General features: G+C 33.7%; 20 protein-coding genes. 12 read left to right on the plus strand and 8 right to left on the minus strand.

Translation table 11 applies throughout. The annotated features are described in order from the left end of the window. Nucleotides 1–14: 14 nt before the first annotated feature. Nucleotides 15–404 (minus strand): bacillithiol system redox-active protein YtxJ, encoded by a 390-nt coding sequence (gene ytxJ, locus ACM55F_RS02865; protein ID WP_416852194.1) that lies wholly within the window; start codon nt 402–404, stop codon nt 15–17. Nucleotides 405–548: 144 nt separating this feature from the next. On the opposite strand from ytxJ, the gene clpB reads away from it, so the two are divergent. Beyond that, nucleotides 549–3,155: an ATP-dependent chaperone ClpB gene (gene clpB / locus ACM55F_RS02870; RefSeq protein ID WP_416852195.1), complete on the plus strand. Its 2,607-nt coding sequence runs from the start codon at nt 549–551 to the stop codon at nt 3,153–3,155. 142 nt (nt 3,156–3,297) lie between these two features. Here clpB and ACM55F_RS02875 read toward each other — a convergent pair whose 3' ends face one another. Further along, a complete protein-coding gene (locus tag ACM55F_RS02875) occupies nt 3,298–3,759 on the minus strand; it encodes an OsmC family protein (RefSeq protein WP_416852196.1) in 462 nt (153 codons plus the stop codon). Between the two features lie 202 nt (nt 3,760–3,961). Here ACM55F_RS02875 and ACM55F_RS02880 point away from each other — a divergent pair, with 202 nt between their 5' ends. From ACM55F_RS02880 to ACM55F_RS02890, 3 genes are all read left to right on the plus strand, one after another. After that, on the plus strand, nt 3,962–4,831 hold the full coding sequence (locus ACM55F_RS02880) for a DUF808 domain-containing protein (protein WP_416852197.1): 870 nt from the start codon (nt 3,962–3,964) through the stop codon (nt 4,829–4,831). A 434-nt stretch (nt 4,832–5,265) separates the two neighbouring features. Continuing rightward, entirely contained in the window at nt 5,266–5,943 is a 678-nt protein-coding gene (locus ACM55F_RS02885; RefSeq protein WP_416852198.1) for a hypothetical protein, read from the plus strand. 221 nt (nt 5,944–6,164) lie between these two features. Next, complete coding sequence (locus tag ACM55F_RS02890) at nt 6,165–6,569, plus strand: putative quinol monooxygenase (protein ID WP_416852199.1); 405 nt, start codon at nt 6,165–6,167, stop codon at nt 6,567–6,569. A gap of 28 nt (nt 6,570–6,597) precedes the next feature. Here the strand turns inward: ACM55F_RS02890 and ACM55F_RS02895 are convergent, their stop codons facing one another. Further along, nucleotides 6,598–6,879: a hypothetical protein gene (locus tag ACM55F_RS02895; protein ID WP_416852200.1), complete on the minus strand. Its 282-nt coding sequence runs from the start codon at nt 6,877–6,879 to the stop codon at nt 6,598–6,600. Nucleotides 6,880–7,136: 257 nt separating this feature from the next. Here ACM55F_RS02895 and ACM55F_RS02900 point away from each other — a divergent pair, with 257 nt between their 5' ends. Then, nucleotides 7,137–8,024, plus strand: coding sequence for a carbon-nitrogen hydrolase (locus ACM55F_RS02900; protein ID WP_091170395.1), 888 nt, complete (start codon nt 7,137–7,139; stop codon nt 8,022–8,024). 74 nt (nt 8,025–8,098) lie between these two features. On the opposite strand, the gene ACM55F_RS02905 is transcribed toward ACM55F_RS02900, so the two are convergent. After that, a complete protein-coding gene (locus ACM55F_RS02905; RefSeq protein ID WP_416852201.1) occupies nt 8,099–9,625 on the minus strand; it encodes a choice-of-anchor I family protein in 1,527 nt (508 codons plus the stop codon). A 187-nt stretch (nt 9,626–9,812) separates the two neighbouring features. Here ACM55F_RS02905 and ACM55F_RS02910 point away from each other — a divergent pair, with 187 nt between their 5' ends. Continuing rightward, the gene (locus ACM55F_RS02910; protein ID WP_416852202.1) at nt 9,813–10,853 is read left to right on the plus strand and encodes an agmatine deiminase family protein; all 1,041 of its coding nucleotides are present in this window, start codon (nt 9,813–9,815) and stop codon (nt 10,851–10,853) included. A 75-nt stretch (nt 10,854–10,928) separates the two neighbouring features. Here ACM55F_RS02910 and ACM55F_RS02915 read toward each other — a convergent pair whose 3' ends face one another. Continuing rightward, a complete protein-coding gene (locus ACM55F_RS02915) occupies nt 10,929–13,193 on the minus strand; it encodes a M1 family metallopeptidase (RefSeq protein WP_416852203.1) in 2,265 nt (754 codons plus the stop codon). A 172-nt stretch (nt 13,194–13,365) separates the two neighbouring features. Here ACM55F_RS02915 and ACM55F_RS02920 point away from each other — a divergent pair, with 172 nt between their 5' ends. From ACM55F_RS02920 to ACM55F_RS02930, 3 genes are all read left to right on the plus strand, one after another. Beyond that, a complete protein-coding gene (locus ACM55F_RS02920) occupies nt 13,366–14,217 on the plus strand; it encodes an aldose 1-epimerase family protein (protein ID WP_416852204.1) in 852 nt (283 codons plus the stop codon). 24 nt (nt 14,218–14,241) lie between these two features. Further along, complete coding sequence (locus ACM55F_RS02925; RefSeq protein WP_416852205.1) at nt 14,242–14,793, plus strand: GNAT family N-acetyltransferase; 552 nt, start codon at nt 14,242–14,244, stop codon at nt 14,791–14,793. Between the two features lie 118 nt (nt 14,794–14,911). After that, nucleotides 14,912–15,463, plus strand: a complete 552-nt coding sequence (locus ACM55F_RS02930; protein WP_416852206.1) for a DUF3575 domain-containing protein — start codon at nt 14,912–14,914, stop codon at nt 15,461–15,463. Here ACM55F_RS02930 and ACM55F_RS02935 read toward each other — a convergent pair. Next, nucleotides 15,460–15,696, minus strand: a complete 237-nt coding sequence (locus ACM55F_RS02935; protein ID WP_416852207.1) for a VF530 family protein — start codon at nt 15,694–15,696, stop codon at nt 15,460–15,462. The genes ACM55F_RS02930 and ACM55F_RS02935 overlap by 4 nt on opposite strands. A gap of 69 nt (nt 15,697–15,765) precedes the next feature. On the opposite strand from ACM55F_RS02935, the gene smpB reads away from it, so the two are divergent. Together smpB and ACM55F_RS02945 are read left to right on the plus strand one after the other, a co-directional pair. Then, nucleotides 15,766–16,218 carry an SsrA-binding protein SmpB gene (gene smpB / locus ACM55F_RS02940; protein WP_035671685.1) on the plus strand — a complete coding sequence of 151 codons (453 nt, stop codon included), beginning with the start codon at nt 15,766–15,768 and terminating at the stop codon, nt 16,216–16,218. Nucleotides 16,219–16,301: 83 nt separating this feature from the next. Next, nucleotides 16,302–17,351, plus strand: a complete 1,050-nt coding sequence (locus ACM55F_RS02945) for a Fic family protein (RefSeq protein WP_416852208.1) — start codon at nt 16,302–16,304, stop codon at nt 17,349–17,351. Nucleotides 17,352–17,427: 76 nt separating this feature from the next. On the opposite strand, the gene ACM55F_RS02950 is transcribed toward ACM55F_RS02945, so the two are convergent. Both ACM55F_RS02950 and ACM55F_RS02955 read right to left on the minus strand, forming a co-directional pair. Next, the gene (locus tag ACM55F_RS02950; RefSeq protein ID WP_416852418.1) at nt 17,428–18,723 is read right to left on the minus strand and encodes an IS4 family transposase; all 1,296 of its coding nucleotides are present in this window, start codon (nt 18,721–18,723) and stop codon (nt 17,428–17,430) included. A 153-nt stretch (nt 18,724–18,876) separates the two neighbouring features. Then, nucleotides 18,877–19,518 (minus strand): protein-L-isoaspartate(D-aspartate) O-methyltransferase, encoded by a 642-nt coding sequence (locus tag ACM55F_RS02955; RefSeq protein WP_416852209.1) that lies wholly within the window; start codon nt 19,516–19,518, stop codon nt 18,877–18,879. A gap of 144 nt (nt 19,519–19,662) precedes the next feature. Here ACM55F_RS02955 and ACM55F_RS02960 point away from each other — a divergent pair, with 144 nt between their 5' ends. Then, nucleotides 19,663–20,628 carry a Gfo/Idh/MocA family protein gene (locus ACM55F_RS02960; RefSeq protein WP_416852210.1) on the plus strand — a complete coding sequence of 322 codons (966 nt, stop codon included), beginning with the start codon at nt 19,663–19,665 and terminating at the stop codon, nt 20,626–20,628. Nucleotides 20,629–20,631: the final 3 nt, after the last annotated feature.

The following is a 20,631-nucleotide window of genomic DNA, read 5'->3' on the forward strand; positions in this document are numbered from 1 at the left end:
AGAAGAGTTGATTTTTAAACTTTTTTACCCAATTCTTCCGCATCAATATCGCTATGTGAAACATTATAAATGGCTTTTCCATCTTTAATTAAAATCAATTGTGGGGATTCATGCCTTACACCAAATTGATCCGCAATGGCATTAGAAATATCGCGATGCGCTATTAAATCTAAAAAATAAGGCGTAACTTTATCTGAGCTATTGAACTCATTTTCAAACTGTTTCAGTGCCATCCTACTTACGCTGCATCGGGTACTGTGTTTAAAAATTGCTACCGGTTTTTCATTCGAAATGAAAATAATTTCATTCAGTTGACCTAAATCGGTTAGTTCATTCCAGTTGATTTTGTTTTCTTTTAAATCCTTGTCGTCTGAACTATTAAAAATATTTTGAAAAAAACTCATAATTGTCTTATTTTAAGACATTTTGACTTTAAAGTATGATAAAAATCATGAAATTTCCGTCAATTTGTCTGTATTATTGTATTGGAATATATATTGAATATAATTCGCAAAGTTAGTCAAATAACAACAAAACAATATACCATCATGAACATAAATAAATTTACTATCAAATCCCAGGAAGCCATTCAGCTTTCGCAACAATTGGCGCAAAGCCATGGGCAACAACAAATAGAAAACGAACATATTTTCAAGGCGATTTTTGAAGTAGATGAAAATGTGGCACCTTTTCTGCTTAAAAAACTCAACGTAAATGTGAGTTTATTGGAACAAATAATAGACAGCACGATACAAAGCTTCCCGAAAGTTTCCGGTGGTGAAATTATGCTTTCCAGAACTGCAAATTCAACGCTGAACGAAGCCGAGATTATTGCAAAAAAAATGAATGATGAATTCGTTTCTGTGGAGCATTTAATTTTAGCCATATTTGGTTCCAAAAGTAAAGTCGCCCAAATCCTAAAAGACCAAGGCGTTACCGAAAAAGGACTAAAAGCCGCAATCGACGAATTGCGAAAAGGAGAACGAGTGACTTCGGCATCTGCTGAAGAAACGTATAATTCTTTAAATAAATACGCCAAAAACCTCAACGAATTGGCTCGTAACGGTAAACTCGATCCAGTAATTGGCCGTGACGAAGAAATTCGCAGAGTATTGCAAATTCTGACCCGTAGAACTAAAAATAACCCAATGCTCGTGGGAGAACCCGGAGTGGGAAAAACCGCCATTGCCGAAGGTTTAGCACACCGAATTGTAGATGGAGATGTTCCAGACAATCTGAAAGATAAAATCGTGTATTCCCTTGATATGGGAGCGTTGATTGCCGGTGCCAAATACAAAGGGGAATTTGAGGAACGATTAAAATCCGTGGTTAAAGAGGTGACTTCTGCTGAAGGTGATATTGTTTTATTCATTGACGAAATCCATACCCTTGTAGGAGCCGGCGGTGGCGAAGGTGCAATGGATGCGGCTAATATTCTGAAACCGGCATTGGCTCGTGGAGAACTGCGTGCCATTGGGGCCACAACATTGGACGAATACCAAAAATATTTTGAAAAAGACAAAGCACTCGAAAGACGTTTCCAAAAAATAATGATTGAAGAACCGGATACTGAAAGTGCGATTTCTATTTTACGTGGTATCAAAGAAAAATACGAAACACACCATAAAGTTCAGATAAAAGACGAAGCTATTATTGCTGCAGTAGAATTGTCTCAACGCTATATTACCAATCGTTTTCTTCCGGATAAAGCCATTGATTTAATGGACGAGGCAGCTTCAAAAATACGCATGGAAATCAATTCAAAACCCGAAGAATTGGATGTCTTGGATCGAAAAGTAATGCAATTAGAAATCGAAATTGAAGCGATTAAAAGAGAAAAAGACGAAAGTAAACTCAAAGTTTTAGGAATGGATTTGGCCAATCTTAAAGAAGAGAGAAACGAAATTTACGCCAAATGGAAATCTGAGAAAGATGTGGTCGATAACATTCAAGCGGTAAAAACTGAGATTGAGGATTTCAAATACGAAGCCGAACGTGCCGAACGTGATGGTGATTATGGAAAAGTAGCCGAAATTCGTTATGGAAAAATCAAAGAAGCACAAGAACGATTGGATGTGTTTCAAAAACAATTGGCCGAAGATCAAACTGGAGGAACTTCATTGATAAAAGAAGAAGTTACCCGTGAAGATATTGCAGAAGTAGTGGCAAAATGGACCGGAATTCCAGTGATGAAAATGCTTCAAGGCGAAAGAGAAAAACTGCTGAAACTGGAAGATGAATTGCATCACAGAGTCGTAGGACAGGAAGAAGCCATTCAGGCGGTGAGTGATGCCGTACGCAGAAGCCGTGCAGGATTGCAGGACATGAAAAAACCGGTAGGAACTTTTCTTTTCCTCGGAACAACGGGGGTTGGTAAAACCGAATTGGCAAAAGCCTTAGCCGAATACCTGTTTGACGATGAAAATGCGATGACCCGTATCGACATGAGTGAATACCAAGAACGCCACAGCGTAAGTCGTTTGGTTGGAGCGCCTCCAGGATATGTGGGTTATGAAGAAGGCGGACAATTGACGGAAGCCGTTCGTAGAAAACCGTATTCTGTGATATTATTGGATGAAATAGAAAAAGCGCATCCGGACACCTTTAATATCTTGCTACAAGTTTTGGATGAAGGACGTTTGACAGATAACAAAGGGCGTCTGGCCGATTTCAAAAACACAATTATCATCATGACTTCTAATATGGGAAGCCAGATAATTCAGGAGAAATTTGAAAATTTAAAAGGAAGTGTGGAAGCCGCAACCGAAGCTGCAAAAGTGGAAGTTCTCGGATTATTGAAACAAACGGTTCGCCCGGAATTCATTAACCGTATTGATGAGATTGTAATGTTTACACCACTTACCAATGAAAACATCACCAAAATCGTAGGTTTACAACTAAAAAGTGTGACTAAAATGTTAGCACTTCAAGGCATCACTATGGACGCTACTCCGGAAGCTATCGCTTATTTATCCGAAAAAGGTTATGATCCTCAATTTGGCGCCAGACCAGTGAAACGTGTGATTCAAAGAGATGTTTTGAATAAATTGTCTAAAGAAATTTTGGCTGGCAATATCAAAACCGATAGTATTATTCTTTTGGATGCTTTTAATGGTGAGTTGGTTTTTAGAAATCAAAGCGAGTTAGTTTCTTAATCGGAGGGATTTTAAAAATAATGAAAACATCAGTCGAAAGGCTGGTGTTTTTTTTATGCCATCCTGTTTTTTAGGAGTAAACTGGCTGATTTAATTGCTGTTTTATAATCAGTATCCAAAAAAGTAAAAATGCGTAACCACTTTAATTTGCAATTTCACAAGTTGGAAAATGTAGAATTGGAAAATTACAAGAATTGGCTATAAAACAGAGTTGGTTTGCTTTTTTATGCAAGCTAAGTGCCTCCTCTATTTTTTCTTTGTTAGTAATACGAACTTTCGGATTCAGTTTAATGGCAATAAAACGACCGCTACCGTCGGCCGAAACCTCCAGAGTTGCCTCCGCTTCATCTGTATAAGACACCACATCGATACCATTTTGTTTACAAACATATAAGTAAGACATCATGTGACAGGAAACCACACTACTCAATAACAGGTCTTCAGGATTGTACAAAGCAGGATCTCCTTTGAAAGCTTTAGCAGCCGAAACATGTAGAACAGCCTTACCGTCAATCGTTATGGTATGATTTTTAGTATACGTCGCCGCTTCCTTTTTAGAAAAAAGCCAATCTAATTTGGCTATAAATACATGTTTGAATCCCATAATTGTTTTTATTTCAAAAGTAATTAAAAACAGTATTGCTAATACAGAAAGGTTTTGGGTGAATATTAACTAAAAATTCACCCGTTTTATAAATAGAGTAAATAAAAAAAGTTTTAGATTCGCATCAATAAACAATCAAAACGCACAGCTTAGATTTTGGCAAAGCAATACCAAAATCAACGCAGTTTCTAAAACAATCAAAATGGCATCAGGTTTTTTCGCACTATTAGATGATATCGCAGCAATTATGGATGATGTTGCAGTAATGAGTAAATTTGCAGCAAAAAAAACGGCTGGTATTTTAGGCGATGATTTAGCCGTAAATGCCGAAAAAGCTTCCGGATTTATCTCCTCAAGAGAACTTCCCGTATTATGGGCAATTGCAAAAGGTTCTTTCATTAATAAAGTAATCATTTTACCCATCGCCTTTCTACTGAGTGCATTTTTACCTGTGGCTGTTATCATAATCTTAGTACTTGGCGGACTTTATTTAGCCTACGAAGGTGCCGAAAAAATATACGAATACTTCTTTCCACACGAGCATGCAAAGCACGAAATTTTAATGGAACCGATGACCGAAGAAGAAATTTTAACTTTTGAAAAGGGAAAAATAAAATCAGCCATCCTAACCGATTTTATTTTATCAGTAGAGATTGTAATTATTGCATTGGGAACTGTAATTGGAAAACCTATTTTATCGCAGATTATGGTTGTTTCCATCATTGCAATAATAGCAACCGTAGGTGTTTACGGGATTGTAGCCCTAATTGTAAGAATGGATGAAGCAGGTTTAAAACTGATTCAACTGAGTTCCAAAGAAAAAAGTTTTACAAAAACGATCGGTAATATTCTGGTACAAGCACTGCCAAAAGTCATCAAAAGTTTATCTGTCATAGGTACTATCGCCCTGATATTAGTGGCTGGAGGCATATTTGTACATAATATCGATTTCTTACATCATGTATTACCTCAATTGCCCTCCATCGTAACCGAATTTTTAATAGGACTTACAATCGGTGGAATTGTTTTGGGAATTGTAACGCTGTTCAAAAAGATCATTGGTAAAAAATAAGCAGCAATTGAATACATTTTAGCCATTTAAATAATTTAAAAACAAGGAGAACATCAGTCGAAAGGCTGGTGTTTTTTTTATGCCTTTTTTTTAGGAGCAGAAAATTTCTAATTTTTCATCACGAGTTGTCCCGCTGTCCGCAGTATCTTTTTATAAACGCAACCCTATCGGGTTGCATTTATAAAAAGGATACTGACTCCCATCGGGGCTATTTTACAACAAGTTTTTTCCAAAATAAAATTTTCGAAAAAAGTGCTTTATTAAAGTTTAGATTCTGTTATAAATCATATTGGAATAAAAAAGTTGAATACTAATTTGTAAGAAAATTTTAATATATTTGTTTTCTATATCGCTATAAAGTAGCGACAATCTACCCAATTACGGTTGTATAGTCGCTTCTGTATAGCGAGTATATATAAGTTAGCAGGCATATTATGAAAATAGCTGTAACAATCATATTATCAATAATTTCACAACTTTGCTTGGGACAAAATTGTAGTTGTAAAACTCGACCAGAGTTGAATGAAATTATTTCTTGTGAAAAAACTGTTTTCAAAAATGGTGCTAAAATATATAGAGAATTTACTTGCGATTCTTCTTTGGTTATATTTGAGAGTAAAAGCAAGAAAAAGAAAATACTTTTTTCATTAGATAAAGATTTAATTGAATTAACTGGAAAATTAGGATTTGCTGATTGGATAGAATATAAGAATTCATTTCTCGTAGAATATCATACGATTTCAGGATGTTGTGATCCGTATGAATATATATTATTTGACAAAACTAATGGAAAAAAAATTGCCAATATTGGAAGAGAAATATTTCATAGTGAAAATGACAAATACCCTTATTTTGTAACTATCGATAAAGAAAATTCAGATTATTTATCTTTTCTTAATTTAGAAACAAACAAGATTTTTAAAATAAATTTACCGAAAGGCAGAATTGAAAAAACAATGAAAATCACAAATAGTCGTTTTTCAGAAACTTTATTTGAGGATGGAAAAATTAAAAATGGGGTTTTTGAAATTCAATATAAATACAAAAACGCAGAAAAAGATAAGTGGCTAATTGGAAAAGTAACTGTTGATTTAAAAAAATACGCCAGCTAACATACTACAAAGGATTTTGGCATTTGGCTTAATGGAAAGTTGGTTTTGTATTTGGGATGATTTGGCAAATCCGCTCTCCGAAGTCTCCCGACTTCGGAGTCGTCATGAGGAAACCCAAATAAGAAATATCCAAAAACTATTTAAAACCAAAAACCGCTCGTGAACAAGAACATAAGCAAGAACTTTTAGACTATTATAATTTAAACTTCAACACAATAAATATGAAAACATTTAAACCAACCCATAAATTGCTAACTGTAGTAGTTACTTTATTTATACTTTCCTTTAGTACAAATATTGTGGCTCAGGAAAAAATTCAAATGGTAAGATTGGCAAAAATTAAAGTTGATCCATTGCAATTGGACAAGTATAATGGTGCACTAAAAGAACAAATGACTACTGCAGTTCGTCTTGAGCCAGGTGTTTTAACGTATTACGCCGTTGCTGACAAAACCGAACCATCAAACATCACAATACTTGAAATATATGCTGATACAACGGCATACAAATTACACATAGAAACAACTCATTTTAAAAAATACAAGGAGACTGTTAAAGATATGGTCATATCTCTGGAACTTGTAGATGTAACTCTAATTGGCTCGGCTAATAAGATGGGAAAATGACCTTTCCAAATAATTAAAGAATATTACACTAAAACAACTTGTATATTCTGTGAATTGGAATCATCACACCTTGCTTTAAGATCACATTTTTGTCTGTAACACCCCAAACCGTAGTATCTACTATTTTTTTGGATTCGATATCTTCAAAGAAAATTTTAATTTTTGAATGCTCTAGATTACCCAATGATAAAGCCCTATTGATCTCACTTATTCTGGTTTTTATTTCGTCAACATCGTCAAGAACATCTGTTATCGGAAATTTAAGAAGAGCGATGTCTTCTTTATCGATGATTGTGAATTCTTTTGTCATAATGGTAAAAATTTAATGAATACTAAATTACTTGTATTGTAGTAAAACTTAACCCGTTTTATTAGTCATAATACGCTATACAAAAATAAAACCTCCTTGACTTTGTTAATGCCAATTTTATATTAATTTTTTCTCTAGCTTAATTTCTAAAAATCCAATACAATAAACCTACTGACTATTTAAAACCTAAAAAACGCATTGCCCCTATTTTCTACTCTTTATAAAATTCACTATTTTTGCAATCTAAAATTTTAGTCATGCCAAATAAGAAATATAAAATAGCAGTCATTCAATTGAATCTTAATGATATTGCCGAAAACAACTTGAAAAAATGCATCAGTTGGGTTCGTGATGCCGCTAACCTTGGTGCCGAAGTGATTTCGTTGCCGGAATTATACAGCAGTCATTATTTTTGTCAAAGTGAAGATGTAGATAATTTTGCTTTGGCAGAACCATTGTACAGCACTTCATTTATTGCTTTTAGCGCTTTGGCTAAAGAATTAGGTGTTGTAATTATTGTTCCTTTCTTCGAAAAAAGAATGGCAGGAATCTACCACAATAGCGCGTATATCATAGACACAGACGGTTCAGAAGCAGGATTGTATCGCAAAATGCACATTCCGGACGATCCTCATTTTTATGAAAAATTCTATTTTACTCCTGGTGATTTAGGTTTTAAAACGATACCAACCAAAAAAGGAAAAATAGGAACCTTAATTTGTTGGGATCAATGGTATCCTGAAGCGGCTCGTTTGACGGCTTTACAAGGTGCTGAAGTTTTGTTTTACCCAACAGCAATTGGTTGGCATCCACAAGAAAAAGAGCAATACGGTGAAAACCAACATGGCGCTTGGATGAGTGTAATGAAAGGGCACGCAGTTGCAAATGGCGTGTATGTTGCAGCAGCAAATAGAATTGGTTTAGAGCAATACTTGCCTGATACGGCGGGAATTCAGTTTTGGGGTTCTTCGTTTATAGCGGGGCCACAAGGCGAAATTTTGGCGCAAGCCTCACACGACAAAGAAGAAATCCTGATTGCCGAAGTGGATTTAGACTTACAAGAAAATGTGCGTCAGAACTGGCCCTTTTTTAGAGACAGAAGAATAGACGCTTTTGGTGATATTACAAAAAGAGCGATTGACTAATTCGTATTTCGATACTAAAAAAATCCCTGCTTAGAAATAATTCTTAGCAGGGATTTTTATTTAAAAATAAACTCTTAATTCAAATCAGGTTGGAATATTTTAACGACACCGTCCCCTTCACTACTCACCACCACTAAGCTTCTTTTGGTAGGACTTTTCGAAGCTGGAATAAAAAGTAATCCTTCAGGCGCATCACCTGTTTTAAAAGTCTGTAAAAATTTTGGAGCAGCTGGATTCGAAACATCATACACCATAACGGCATCCACTCTTTCCAACCCAACAAAAAGAATCGTTTTATCGCCCATTTTAGTAACAACAACTGATTCTGGTTCTACTGATTTATCATCACTTCGATTGTCATCGTAAATACCCAATTCCTGTGCTTTCTTATCTAATTCATTTTTACTGTCAAAAACCATTTCTCCAGTATTTCCATTCCAAATAGAAAAAGAACGGGCTCCAAAAGAAACTAATTCATCAAAATCACCATCGCCGTCCGTGTCACCCATTTTCGTATTGATATTCAATCTTCCCATGCTTGCCTCGGCCTTTAAAGCAGCTGCATTTGGAAATGCTATTGGATCCAAAATAACAGACGAACTGCTGATTCTTTTTACATCTACAAAAGCAGAATATTCTCTGGCATCTCCTTCATTTGCAGTAACAAAATAAGGGATTTTATTGATTTCAAAATTACTGATAGCATCCGGTTGAAACATTCCTTTCGCTTTCCATGTATTAGCCAATACGCCACCATCTTTATCGCTGATATCGATAGCATTTTCGGCAAGATTGTAATCTTTGTAGCCTAATGGAAAAATATTTGTGATTTTTTTGGATGCCAAATCAATTTTAGCCACTCCGTTATTTTCCTGTAAGGTAACCCAAGCCGTTTTTGAATCAGAAGAAATCGTTATGTATTCTGGTTCAATATCGGAGGCGAAATTATTTGTTGGACTTGCAATTCTGAATCCTTTTGTTTTCAGCGTACTCAATTGACTGCTAAAACTTCCGAAATTTAAAGTCGTTACTGCATAATTATTGTTGACCGCAATAATAGAAACAGAACCATCCGGATCTATAGAATAGGTGTCATTTGGCTCTCCTTCGTTAGCAGTCATGATATAATTTCCGTCCGGAGAGAAAGTAATCATATCCGGCAAAGCACCAACAGTAATTTCTTTGATCACACTGTAATTAGCAGTATCAAAAACGACCACTTTTCCTGCATCTTGCTTGTTTGGTTTTGCTTCTAATGCCACTGCTAATTTTCCATTATATGTAGCAACACTGTTTGAAGCTCCATTAAATGGGCTTAAATCGATACTTGTTAAAAAAACTGGACTGGATGGATTAGACAAATCAATAACATCAATTCTATTTGTATTACTGTTGTTTACGGTAAATAACTTTTTAGAAACTTCATCATAAGCACTTATTTCAGCAGCTCCGGCACCACCAACAGTAATGGAACCAATTTCTTTGAAACTGGCTGCATTTTCATTTACAACTAATTCAGGTACATCATCATTATTAGAGATGCTTTCGCAACTTGACAATACCATAATTGCCGCTAGTATTGTAATACCATATTTTTTCATAACTGTATTTTTAAATTTTTTTCAAAAATAACTAGCTGTAAATCAATAGGAATTAACTCAATATTATATAATCATTACCAAAACTATTCTTATAAATTCATAAAATGCCCGAAAATGAATGGTTGCTAACTATTTTAAAATCCTATTGAATGTTTATATTTGCAGTCTTTATAATTAGAAACGCTGTATGACGACAAATAATAGACGATTTCCTGCCGAATGGGAAAAGCAACAAGGTATTTTACTGTGTTTTCCACACAACGGTAAGGATTGGCCAGGAAAATACGAAGCAGTTCAATGGGCTTTTGTGGAATTCATTAAAAAAGTGGCTATTTTCGAGCAAGTTTTTTTAGTAGTTGCAGATGAAAACCAAAAAGAAAAAGTCAATACGATGCTGGAAACAGCTCATGTTGTGCTAACAAATGTCTTCTATATCATTCATAAAACCAATAGAAGTTGGATGCGTGATTCGGGTCCAATTATCGTTAAAAACGGAACCGAAAGAGAAGCTTTGAACTTTAATTTTAATGGTTGGGCCAAATATAAAAACATTAAATTAGACAAATTCGTTCCTGCCAAAGTGGGAGAATTTTTAAATATTCCTGTTACTCCGGTAATGTACAAAGGAAAACCGGTAATTGTTGAAGGCGGAGCTATTGATTCGAATGGAAGAGGTACTTTATTGACTTCAGAAGAATGCTTGATGCATCCGGATATTCAGGTTCGGAATCCAAATTTTACCAAAGCAGATTACGAAGCGGTTTTCAAGGAATATCTTGGAATTACAAATGTGATTTGGTTAGGTGACGGAATTGAAGGTGATGATACCCACGGTCATATTGATGATTTATGCCGATTTGTAAACGAAGATACTATTGTGACCATTGTAGAAACAGATCCAAAAGACAACAATTACAAACCATTGCAAGACAATTTAAAACGCTTGCAAAACGCCAAACTGGAAAATGGAAAATCACCTGTAATTGTGGTTTTACCAATGCCAAAACGTTTGGAATTTGATGGCTTGCGATTGCCTGCCAGTTATGCAAATTTCCTGATTTTGAACAATTCTGTTTTGGTTCCTACTTTTAACGACAGTAATGACAGAAAAGCGTTAAACATACTTTCAGAATGTTTTCCTGATAGAGAAATCATCGGAATTAACGCTACTGATTTCATTTGGGGTTTTGGAACGTTACATTGTTTGAGTCAACAAATTCCTGAATAAAAAAATCAAGTTTTTTCTTTTGCATAAAAAAACACCAACATTATGCTGGTGTTTTTTAGTATTAAAAATGTTTAATTACTCTTTAGTAAAAGGTATTTTTCTACCATCACTCAAAATCATTTCTAAGCCTTTTTTACTTTCATTGAATTGAAATGTAAGTCCCGATTGTTTAGACTCGAAAGTATCTTTTGCAATTCGTTCAACAGTAAACTTTGGATAATCCGTTATTGCAACATTTAAAATACTGTTCTTTTCTGAAAATACAATTTTTATTGATGAATTTTTATTAGAATAAGTTCCTAAATATTCATCCAATATAATGTCAACATCAATCATTCCATTGGCAGAAGTCCAACTATTATTACTTTCATTACTATCAGGAAATACGTGATCAGGGTCGATTGTAATGCTTTCAATTTCCTCGGTAGAATTATGCTTGAATGACCATTCTATATTTTTTTGCCAAACTTCTACAGGTAATTTAACTCGAGTTACGTTTCCGCTTTTAGTTTTTATATCTAAAACTACAGGCATTGCCATTTTTTCGAAGTTTTCAATTGAAATTATAACTCCTTGTTTAGGATCATTTTTTATATATTTAATCGAGTTAATTCCTTGGTCTAAACGCCAATTGTATTGAAACCAACCTCTCCAAAACCAACTTAAATCTTCTCCCGCAACATTTTCAATTGTTCTAAAGAAATCATCCGGTTGTGGATGCTTGTATGCCCAACGTTCTACATAGGTTCGCAAAGCCAAATCAAAACGTTCAGGTCCGAGAACTTGTTCACGTAAAATCACTAATCCTGAACTTGGTTTTGAATAACATAAAAGACCAATATTAGCTTCTTTCATATTATCAGGCGAACTCATTATAGTTTCATTTTTTGGATTAGTATAATAATCCGCATATAAATGTAAATCCAAAGGTTTTGGTTTGTATTCGCCATTATTGAAATCAACAGAACTCAATGAATTAATAAAAGTATTAAACCCTTCGTCCATCCAGGCGAACAAACGCTCATTTGAACCAACAATCATAGGAAACCAAATATGCCCAAACTCATGATCCGTAACACCCCATAAATCTTCTCCTTTCGATTCCCAACTACAAAAAACAATTCCCGGATATTCCATTCCACCTTCATTACCAGCAACATTTGTAGCCGCTGGATAAGGATATTCCAACCATCTTTTAGAATAATTTTCTATCGAAGCTTTCGTATATTCTGTAGAACGTCCCCAGGCATCATTTCCTGCACTTTCTATTGGATAAACGGAGATAGCCAATGATTTTTTTCCGCTTGGCAAATTGATTTTTGCAGCGTCTAAAATAAATGCAGCCGAAGATGACCAAGAAACATCACGGGCATTTTTGATTTTATAATTCCATGTTTTAGTCGTATTAGTAATTGTTTTTGACAAATTGCTAACTTCTTCAGCAGTACGAATAAAAACTGTTTTATCACTTAGTTTCGCTTGAATCAAACGCTTTTGCTCTTCGGTTGTATAAACTGCTGCAGGATTAAGTAATTCGCCGGAACAAACCACTATATGATTGGATGGCGCTGTAATATTCACATCAAAATCTCCATATTCCAAATAAAATTCCGAAGCACCTAAATATGGATTTACATTCCAGCCTCTTACATCATCATACACACACATACGAGGATACCATTGTGCTATAGTGAAAATTTTTCCGTTTTTAGTCTCCAAAACACCCATACGATCCGAACCTTCAAAAGGAGCAATAAATGAAAAATCCATTTTGATTTTCACGATTCCCCCTTTGGCATTCAATCCTTGTGGAAGGAAAACCTGCATACGAGTATCAGTAATGACATACTTTGCTTCAACCTCTATAGATTTTCCCTTTACAGTAGAAATTACTTTCACCGATTTTATTTTATGCCCACCGTCAAAAATCTGACCTTGCGCCCCATTTCGGCTTCCTGTAATAGGAACAACTGCATTTCCACGGGAATCTGACTTAAATAAATTTTGGTCCAAGTTCATCCAAACAAAAGCCAATTTATCAGGACTATTGTTAGTATAAGTGATAATTCCGGTTCCTGTAATTTCGTTATTTTTTTCATCCAGTTTCGCCGTTAATTTATAATCGGCTCTGTTTTGCCAATATTCAGCACCTGGCTGACCACTTGCTGAGCGGGTACTTGTTCCGTTTTTTGTATAAAAAAATGGAGCAAAAGCATCATGGTAATCGTACTTTGAGATTGGATTGCTGGATGCATTTACTGGGGTTTGTTGCGCCCAAATAGACGTAACCACTAATAATAAGGTCAAATGTAGCATGACTCTGAAGCGAATGTTTTTCATTTTTTTGCTATTTATATCACAAATAAATGAAAAAAAAGAGGATTTCAAACTATTTCAAAAGAATTGATTGCATTTTAAATGAATAAAATTAGCCGCAATCCCAATTATTATTAAAAATTATAAAATATATTTACCATTTAAAATCAATTTTTAAATTAACTGAAAAACCATTTTGACAACTACAATTAAAAACTCGAATCTAATTGCTGAAATTAAGCACTTAGGAGCTGAATTAGTTTCCTTAAAAACTAATTTGAATAAAGAATATATTTGGGAAGGAAATCCTGATTTTTGGGGCAAACACTCCCCTATTTTATTTCCGATTGTTGGAACTTTAAAAAACAATTCTTTTCATTACAATGGAATCGAATATCATTTATCCCGTCATGGTTTCGCCAGAGATATGGAGTTTGAATTAGTCGATAAAAAGGAAAATAGCGCTACTTTTTCGATACAGTCTTCTGAAGAAACGCTAAAAGTATATCCATTTGTATTTGAATTACAGCTCATTTACACATTGGATGAAAATAGTTTACACATTGAATATAAAGTCATTAATAAAGGGAAATCTCAAATACCATTTTCTATTGGGGCACACCCAGCATTTGCTTTACCCGGAAATTTTGAGAACTATTCCATTGCATTCGAAAAAGAAGAACCTTTGCAATATTATCTTTTGGAAAATGATTTGATTTCAAATAAAACTAAGAAATTAGAAGCTCAAAACAAACGAATTCCATTGACCTACCAATTATTCGAAAATGACGCCTTGATTTTCAAAACATTAGAATCTAATTCATTGACAATTTTAGAAAACGAAAATCCGGTTTTAAGAGTAAACTTCGAAGATTTTCCAAGTTTAGGAATTTGGACAAAAATAAATGCGCCGTTTCTTTGCATCGAACCTTGGTTTGGTTATTCTGATACTTATGAAAATTCTGGAAATCTATTTGAAAAAGAAGGCATCCAAATTTTGGAAGCAAGCGACTCTTTCAAATCAAAATTTAGCATCGAAATCCTTTAATTTGTATAAAAAAATCAATAAAATATGTTATCCATAAATTTTAATCCTTTTCCAAATCTGGAAACCGAGCGTCTAATATTAAGACGTGTTGATGCGAATGACGTAAACGAAATTTTCGCTTTGCGTTCTAACCCGGAAACGATGAAATATATTCCAAGACCTTTAGTAAAAACTACTGAGGATGCCTTGGAACACATTGCTATGATTGATGCCAAAATTGAAACTAATGAAGGAATCAATTGGGCGATCACATTAAAAGATGACCCAAAACTGATTGGCCTTATTGGTCATTATAGAATAAAACCGGAACATTTTCGAGCAGAGATTGGTTATATGTTGCTTCCTGAATTTAATGGAAAAGGCATCATCTCTGAGGCTGTAAAAGAAGCGGTTAATTATGGTTTTAAAGTAATGAAACTTCATTCTCTTGAAGCAATAATTGCCCCTGAGAATCATGGGTCTATGAAAGTTTTAGAAAAAAATGGTTTTGTAAAAGAAGCCCATTTAAAAGAGAATGAATTTTACGATGGCCGCTTTTTGGATACTGTTATTTATTCCATTTTGAATACAAAGTGATTTAAAAATTTTAATATAACATTAGTACAAAATCTGAATTATAAATTTATTTGAAAGAATTATCTTTATATTTGCCGCCGAAATAAATGCCTTTCTAAAGCATTTGCAAAACTTTATCATGAAAAATTTATTAGTAATTGCAATTCTTTTCTTCTCAATACATTCACAAAGTCAAACCTATGTAAAGATAAATGCCTTAACCACTGCTTTTACTGTTCCTAATGTAGGTATTGAAACCAGTATTGGGAAAAAATTCACTTTTCAATTTGATATTTTGGCATCGCCTTGGAAATCAATATACGGTAAACCAAGACAATTCTATGCTTTTATACCGGAAGTCCGATACCATTTTAATGAAAAATATAGCGGTTTTTACGTTGGTGGCCATATTGGAGCCAGTATATTTAATTTCCAAAAATGGAATTACTTAAATACGGATCTATATGAAAAGGGATATGGTTATGTTATGGGGGGAACTATTGGATATCAAACTAAAATAAATGATAAGTTTGTATTAGATTGTTTTTTGGGTGGTGGATCCAGTCAAGGTTTCTATAAAGGATATTACATAAGTACCGGTGAACGCTATGATAAAGCTACCAACTATAACAAAAGCGGTGAGTGGATTCCCTATAGAGGTGGCGTTATGATTTCCTATCGTATCAATTAGATCCCTTTATTAATCTTTGAGGCTGTTTTAACATATAATTCTTCCACTTGTTTTCTTGCCCAGTCCGTTTTTCGCAAAAAAGTCAAGCTGGATTTTATACTTGGATTATCTGTAAAACATTTAACTTTTATGAGTGCTCCCAAGGTATCAAATCCATAATATTCAACAAGCTGTTCAACAATTTTTTGTAGAGTAATACCGTGAAGCGGATCTTTTGATTTCGAATTTTCCATTTTGCAAATTTAAGTATTTATATAAAAACAATTGGTGTTTCGTAGATTTGTTTCTACCTTTGTATTCCTATGCTGAAAACAATAAATATCTACAATAAAAGAGCCAAATTCGACTATGAAATAATCGAGACATTTACTGCTGGAATTGTTTTGGCAGGAACTGAAATTAAATCCATTCGATTAGGAAAAGCTAACATTACGGAGAGTTTTTGCGAGTTTAGTAACAATGAACTTTTCGCTATCAATACATATATTGAAGAATATACTTTTGGCAATCAATTCAACCACAAAGCCAGAAGCGAACGTAAATTACTTTTGAATAAAAGAGAATTGAAAGGATTAATCAAAAGCGTTCAAGCCAAAGGACTAACCATTATTCCTTTGAAATTGTTCACTAATGAAAAAGGAATGGCTAAACTCCAAATTGGTCTTTGTAAAGGAAAGAAAACCTATGACAAGCGCGAATCGCTAAAAGAACAAGATACAAAACGCGACCTTGACAGAATAAAAAAATCATTTTAAATTAAATTTTAAGTCATATTTGTGTTTTTTTACCAAATAAAAATGACTAAATTTGTCAAGACAATTTAAAACATTTTTATAAAATGAAAACACTACTCAAAAATGCAAGAGAACAAAAAGGACTTAAGACTAGAGAAGTGGCTCAACTTTTAGGAATTGATCAAGCCTTAATCAGTAAATTTGAAAGTGGCACCAGAAAACCTACGAGAGATCAAGTTTTAAAACTCGCATCATTACTTGAAATAGATATAGAAACCATAATGGTAGCTTGGCTTAAAGAAAAAATTCTTTATGAAATAGGCCAAGATGAATTTGCATTAAAAGCATTACAGGTTGCAGAGGAAGAAATAAAATACCAAAATAAAGCTGCTAAGAAAAAGCTATCTACAACATTGCAAAAAATGTTAGATGAAATAGATTCCTTGAAGACAAAATTGGATTCTTTTAGAGCGTTTGACAGTTATCGTATTGCTCAGGCATTGGAATTAGAATATACTTTTGAAAGTAACCGTATAGAAGGAAATACCATGACGCTTCGGGAAACTGATTTGGTTATCAATGAAGGTTTGACTATTTCAGGAAAAAGTATGCGGGAACATCTTGAAGTCATTAATCATCAGGAAGCGATTGCTTACATTAAAGATTTGATGCAAAAAAACACTTCCATAAATGAACGAGAAGTACTTTCTATTCACAATCTTATTTTAAGAGGAATCCATCCAGAAGACGCAGGTCGCTATAGAAAAGTCCAAGTAATGATACAGGGAAGCAGTCATATGCCTCCGCAACCTTTTCTGGTTGCTAAAGAAATGGAAGATTTTTTCATTTGGTTTGAAACCAATAAAAACAGCCTTCATCCTATCGTTTTGGCTGCAGAAATGCACGAACGATTAGTCACTATCCATCCATTTATTGATGGAAATGGCAGGACTTCACGCTTGGTGATGAACTTGATTTTGTTGCAACATGGCTACATCATCGCTAATATAAAAGGAGATTATGAAAGTAGAATGCAATATTACCAAGCACTGGAAACAGCTCAAACTAAGAATAACAAAGAAGACTTTTTGTTATTTATAGCTCAAATGGAAAAAGAAAGCTTAGAACGTTATCTAAGTATTATTGGTCAATAAAAAACATTTTCAGCTCCCTTCCCTTTGCTTCGCCAGTTCGCTATCGCTCGTGCAATGTCATTAAGTTAAGAAATTTTCAAAAGCTATCTTTTTGATTTTTAGTTACATTAGGTTTTATTCTGGTTCTATATTTTCCTGAATTTCTTTCAAAAGATCTATTGGGTCTTATTGGAATAAGGTTTTCTTTACACAACTGCTTAAGGTCTTCAAAAGATTTTTCCATTGATTTTGAAGTAAGGAATAAATCTAGTATTCTGTTTTTAAGAAAGCCATAAGATAAATTGGTGTTGATTTTATAATCATATTTTTTTTGTTGATTATCCTTAACTAAATCATCTTCTAATTCACTTACAATTAAAGTTTGTATATTACTCACAAATAGTGCTGCATAGAAATCTTGTTGAATACTTTCATTGGAGTACCCTGAGAAATGTTCAACTTTTAATTTATTTTTTAATCGATCATAAAATGTTTCTATTTCCCATCTTTGGCTGTACAATTCTTTAAAAACTGAACTAGGATATTTTTTACTATCTAATAATGATGTAATTAATATTTCTGTTTGCCCTTTAGGTAGCTCTACACGTATTAATCTAACTTCAATTGGAGTATCCTTGCCGTATGGCTTGTCGGATAGTTTAGTGTTTTTCCCAGGATAGAAAGTTACTATTTGAGACTTCTTTTTACTTGATTCAAAATCAATGGTAACTTGACTAAAAGAAACTTTCACACGCATGAGAAAATTTAAATCTCTTTTTATATGCTCATAAATAAAACCATATGAAGGATAACCTCTGTCGTAAATTAATAAATCATTGGATTTGCAATGCAATAAATGTGATAAAGCTAATTTTCTTTCTCCTGAATTTAAAGGAGCTAAAATTCCATCTAAAACATAGTTGTTTTTAACATCGTATATTACTGAACATCTTGCTTGAACTATGCTAGTGGTTGTTTGGTTTTTTGCATCACCATACATAGATTTTAATTCATTAGTGATAGGTAAGGTAATTCGAGAACCGTCTATTGCTAATAGTCTAAATTCTCCCCATAGTTTTATAGCTTTATCATTATCAGTGTAAAATTCATCTATTAATGTTTGGGAAAGTTTTTTAAAGACTTCTGGTTTTACCTTCATTCGAGCTTGAACAAATGCGCTCTTTGTAAACTTACTACCAATATTGGGTTTTAGAAAACTAATGAAGTTATCTATTTCCATCGTGAGGCTTTTTCTAAGGAAGTTTAACATAAATAGCAAGATAAAAGGAAAATTCTGTTTTCTATTTCGTGTAAAGTGTTTTTCTGAAACTTTATATTCGTTTTTCAATTCCTCACTAAATAATTGTGTTTGTATCTTTTTGAAGATAAAAATAGCTGTTTTTTTTCAAAGTTATAAATGATTGATTATCATATAAATATACGAAAAATTTTACAAATAAAGTGCATAATTATCTATAAATCAGCAAGATAAATCCTTAACTTAATGACATTGATCGCTCGTGTGGGAAGGGCTGGGGATGGGATTTTAATTTCTATCTTCTAATAGTGGTACAAATCGAAACTCCCCAAACTCATGTTTTTCGAATTGCGTTTCATTTTTTCTGATTAGTAAAGTCATAATTTGGACCTCTTCTCCTAACGGAATAACCAACCTTCCTCCTATTTTCAACTGTGCCATCAAAGGCTGGGGAATAAATGGAGCTCCCGCAGTTACAATAATACTATCAAAAGGTGCGTAACTTGGTAACCCTTTGTATCCATCTCCAAAAGAAAGATGTTTGGGACGAATACCTAATTTTGGAAATAAAATAGAAGTCTGTTTAAACAATTCGTTTTGCCTTTCTACGCTAAATACTTTTGCTCCCATGGTACACAAAACAGCGGTTTGATACCCAGAACCTGTTCCAATTTCTAAAATTTTATGTTCTTTTTTAACTTCTAATAATTGGGATTGAAAAGCTACTGTATACGGTTGCGAAATAGTTTGGCCTGCGCCAATAGGAAATGCTTTGTCTTGATAGGCATAATCTTCAAAACTGGAATTCAAAAACAAGTGTCTTGGGATTTTTTTTATCGCAGCCAAAACACTTTTATCAGTAATCCCTTTTTGTTCCAAAGTGCTTACTAACTGATTCCGAAGTCCTTGATGTTTGGCTGTGTCTTTCAAAATTTACTATTTTATTTTGGTAAAAATAGAAAACAATTTCTAATTTCAAATATTGAAAATTGAATTTAAAATACATTAAATAATTGTCCCATATCAATAATAGATTAATCATTTTATTGCTATTTTTGTACAAATTACATAATTATGCTGAAAATTGGAGTATTAGGTGCCGGTCATCTAGGAAAAATACATTTGCGTTTATTACAACAATCAGAAAAATATGAATTGGTTGGTTTTTATGATGAAAATCTTGAAAATGGAGCCAAAATTGCTGCTGAATTTGGCTACAAACAATTTGAGACCATAGCCAAATTGATTCACGCTGTTGATGTTATAGACATCGTTACTCCTACCCTTTCTCATTACAAATGTGCTAAAGTTTCTATAAAATCAGGAAAACACGTTTTTATTGAAAAACCCATTTCTACAACTGTTGAAGAAGCAGAAGAAATAATCGCTTTAGCAAAAGAGTACAATATCAAAGGACAAGTAGGACATGTAGAGCGATTCAATCCAGCATTTATCGCTACCAAAAACATGATTGAAAATCCTATGTTTATTGAAACACACCGTTTGGCGGAATTCAATCCTCGTGGTACGGATGTTCCCGTAGTGCTGGATTTGATGATTCATGATATTGATGCTATTTTGAGCGTTGTAAAATCTAAAGTAAAAAGTATTAATGCCAGTGGCGTTTCGGTTATTAGCGATACTCCTGATATTGCCAATGCCCGAATCGAATTCGAAAATGGTTGTGTTGCAAATTTAACTGCCAGCAGAATTTCGATGAAAAACATGCGTAAATCGCGTTTCTTCCAGAAAGATGCTTATATCTCTGTAGATTTCTTAGAGAAAAAATGTGAAGTTGTAAAAATGAAAGATGCTCCAGAAGTTCCTGGTGATTTTGATATCATTTTACAAAATGCGGAAGGTGTAAAAAAACAAATCTACTTCTCCAATCCTGATGTGGAACAAAACAACGCTATTCTTGACGAATTAGAATCATTTGCTGATGCCATCAACAATAATACTACTCCTGTTGTAACATTAGAGCAAGCTACAGAGGCTCTAAGAGTAGCATACCAAATCATCAATTGTTTTAAAAAATAGTTT

Source organism: Flavobacterium melibiosi (genome assembly GCF_048158545.1).
In the GTDB taxonomy this organism is placed as follows: domain Bacteria; phylum Bacteroidota; class Bacteroidia; order Flavobacteriales; family Flavobacteriaceae; genus Flavobacterium; species Flavobacterium melibiosi.